The following is a 3,425-nucleotide window of genomic DNA, read 5'->3' as shown; positions in this document are numbered from 1 at the left end:
GAAGGTCGAGTATGTCCACCGCCAGCGCTTCCGTACCCGGGCCGAGGCCCGACTGAAGATCGCGACTTGGATCGTCGACTTCTACAACCTCCGACGCAGGCACAGTGCCAATGACGGACTGCCGCCCGTCACATTCGAGCAGCAGATGATCGCCAAGAGGCAAGCGTCGACGGCCCTGCTGAGGACCGCTGTGGCATAGAACCGTCTCCACACTTCGGGGGGATTGACAAGCAGGCCACACCTGAGACATTCCAGATCATCCGCGCGTCCGGGTCGGAGTTCGAAGGTGAACTGCCGTTCGCGGCACTGCACCAGCTGTGCGTGCCGATGCTGGCGCATGTCGACGCGCTGGCGGCTCTCCACCGCGATGCACTCCTTGTCGCGTTCGGGCTTGCCGATGGCGCGTCGGACCCCGTTCCGCGTTGGCCTTGCCGCGCTCGAGTTGCTGGCGGCCACTGTGGCGGAACGTCCGCTGCTGTGCGTCGTTGACGACGCGCACTGGATGGACGCCGCCTCGGCGATGGCGTTGACGTTCCTGGCGAGGCGCATCGCGGCGGAGCCGATCGCGATGGTGTTCGCGGCCCGCGACTCCGACGCCGTCCGTGGGCTGGACGAGCTGCCCGGGCTGACGGTCGGCGGCCTGAGCGACTCGCACGCGCGCGCGTTGCTGGCCGAGGAAAAGACCGTGACGCTCGACGAGCGGGTGCGTGATCGCCTTCTCGCCGAGGCACGGGGAAACCCGCTGGCCCTGATCGAGTTGCCGAAGGCCGGTGGTTTCGCGCTGCCGACGCCGTCACCGGTCGCGAGCCGGATCGAGCGGAGCTTCCGGTCGAGGTTGGCGGAACTATCCGAGGACGCGCGGCTGCTCCTGATCCTCGCCAGCGCCGATCCCACCGGCGACCCGAGTCTGCTGTGGACGGCAGCTCAGCGGTTGGACATCGACGTGCCCACCGCGAGCGCCACCGCCGAGGCGTCCGGGCTGGTGCAGTTCGGCACGCGTGTGCGGTTCTGCCACCCGCTGGCGCGCTCGGCCGTATACCGTGCTGCCGAGCCGCAGCGGCGCCACGCGGCGCATCGGGCGCTGGCCGATGCCATCGACCCGGTCGCCGCACCGGACCGGCAGGCCTGGCATCGCGCTCAGGCCACCACCGGGCCGGACGAACGGGTCGCGGCAGAGCTGGAGTCGTCGGCGTCGCGTGCGCAGGCGCGCGGAGGTGTCGCGGCCGCCGCCGCGTTCCTCGAGCGCGCTGCTGCGCTGTCGCTCGACCCAGGTAAGCAGATCGAGCGGACGCTCGGGGCCGCGCGGGCCACGGTCGAGGCGGGCGGGCCGGACGCGGCGATGGAGCTGCTGGCCAGCATCGACACCGAGACGCTGGATGACCTCCAGCACGCGTCCGTCGACCTGTTGCGCGGGCAGATCGCGCTCGTCGCGGGTGCGGACGGGGCCGCCAGCGGACCGGACCACATCCTGCGGGCGGCGCAGCGGCTTGCCGCCAGCGATCCGGAACGGTCGCGCGAGTGCTTCGTGTCGGCGCTGGAAATGGGCCTCGTCGTCAGCAGGGCGGCCGGGGTGCTGGACCGGGTGATCGAGGCGGCCCGCTCGGCGCCGCCGGCGGCGGGACCGGATCTGCTCGACGCGCTGGTGCTGTTGATCACCGAGGGGCACCACGCCGGTGTGCCGGCGCTGCGGCGGGTGCTCACCGGCGACGGTGCCGGCTGGACCCGAGTGCCGGCGTTGGCCACGATGGTCGCGGGCGAACTGTGGGACATGGACCTGCACACGACGATCATCGACTGGCTGGTGCGGACCGGGCGTGACACCGGATCACCGATCACCATCCGGCTCGGCCTGTCGCAGGTGGCGCTAGCCGCGACATTCACCGGTGACTTCGGAAAGGCGATGGCCGCGATCGCCGAGGAGGAAGCGATCGCCGACGCCCTCGGCGATGTGCCGCAGCTGTACCCGAGGGTTCAGCTGGCGGCGATGCGTGGGCGCCGCCAAGAGGCGCTCGACGTGTTCGCCGACGTGACGAACAAGGGCGCCGGTCAGCTGTCCGCGAGCGCCCCTTGGCCCGCGGCCCTGCTGTACAACGGCCTGGCCGACTATCCGGCCGCGCTGGACGCGGCCAAGCGCGCCGCGGCCGGCGGCGACGTCCTGCTTGCCGGCCTCGGACTGCCCGAGTTGGTGGAGGCAGCGGTCCGGTGTGGCGAGGACGCCGTCGCGGAGTCGGCGTTGGAGTCCCTACTTGAGCGCACGGAGCCCGCGGGAACCAGCGACGCCCAAGGCTTCGCGGCCGGTGCTCGGGCGCTGGTCAGCGGCGCTGAGGACGACTACCGGAAAGCAATCGAGCATCTGACGGGTAGCCCGTTGACGCCGCACCTCGCGCGGGCGCACCTGCGGTACGGGGAGTGGCTACGCCGGGCGGGCCGGCGCATCGACGCGCGTACGCACCTGCGTACCGCGCATGAACAACTGTCGGAGATCGGGATGGAAGGGTTCGCCCAGCGTGCCGCTGACGAGCTGCGCGCGACCAGGGAAGTGGCCCGCAGCCGCTCCGAACACACCTACGACCGTCTGACCATGCAGGAGATGAACATCGCGCGCCAGGTCGCGGCGGGCGCGACGACGAAGGAGGTGGCCGCGCGCCTGTTCCTCAGCCCGCGCACGATCGACGCCCATCTACGCAACATCTTCCGCAAGCTCGGTATCACCTCACGTAGGCAGCTGCGGGACATGCCTGATCTCGGGTAGGTGACGTCTACCGACGCGAACCCGACCGCGAGCCCGGACGCGAGCCCGGACGCGAGCCCGGACGCGAGCCCGGACGCGAGCCCGGACGCGAGCCCGGACGCGACCAATCGCAGAAGGGTAAGCGCTCTGTCGGCTCGCCAACCGGAGCGGGGTGTGCTGGTCGATTCGAGCGTGGGTTGTTCCGCCCAGGTGATCAGCCCGTATGCCAGAGTGGTCCCTAGCCAGACGAGGAGCCCGAACACGAACACGACATCGAAATTCTCGAAAAAGAACATGAACTCGACCGCCGGGGGGTCGTATACAAACCCGAACGCCGACACAAACCCGAACGTGAGCCCGGCCACGAGCCCGATCGTGAGCCCGGTTATGAGGCTGAGCACGAGCCCGGCCTCGAGCCCGAACACTAACCCGGCATCGGACTCGCTCGTGAGCTCGAACGCGAGCACGACCGGCCCGAACGTGAGTCAGAACGCGAGCCCGAACGTGAGCCCGGTCGCAATCCCGACTGTTGACCGGATGTGGGGTGTGGTGCGGGCGATGTGCCACCAGGTGATGTCGCGGGTCGTGGCCGGGGGAAGGCGTGGGCCAGGTAGGTCAGGTGGCGGCGAGTGGCGTCGGGGTCGAGCCGGTGGCGGGGCCGGAAGTGGTCGGCGGGGTCGGTGCTGGGCGGGCG

General features: G+C 70.5%; 2 protein-coding genes. Both read left to right on the top strand.

What is annotated here, in order from left to right; genetic code table 11:
• Positions 1 to 199: IS3 family transposase (locus tag ITP53_RS54550; RefSeq protein ID WP_195903345.1), on the top strand; the 199-nt coding region annotated here is incomplete at its 5' end.
• A 198-nt stretch (positions 200 to 397) separates the two neighbouring features.
• A complete protein-coding gene (locus tag ITP53_RS54545) occupies positions 398 to 2,752 on the top strand; it encodes a helix-turn-helix transcriptional regulator (RefSeq protein WP_236052233.1) in 2,355 nt (784 codons plus the stop codon).
• Positions 2,753 to 3,425: the final 673 nt, after the last annotated feature.

Origin of the sequence: Nonomuraea cypriaca, from assembly GCF_015645445.1 — a bacterium.
Classification (GTDB): Bacteria; Actinomycetota; Actinomycetes; order Streptosporangiales; family Streptosporangiaceae; genus Nonomuraea; species Nonomuraea cypriaca.
The sequence above is the reverse complement of the archived record's forward strand: the minus strand, read 5'-3'. Positions and strand labels throughout refer to the sequence as shown.

What these genes read in the sequence shown, in the direction of transcription:
- ITP53_RS54545 (WP_236052233.1), top strand. Translation starts at nt 398, where the DNA reads ATGGCGCGTCGGACCCCGTTCCGCGTTGGCCTTGCCGCGCTCGAGTTG.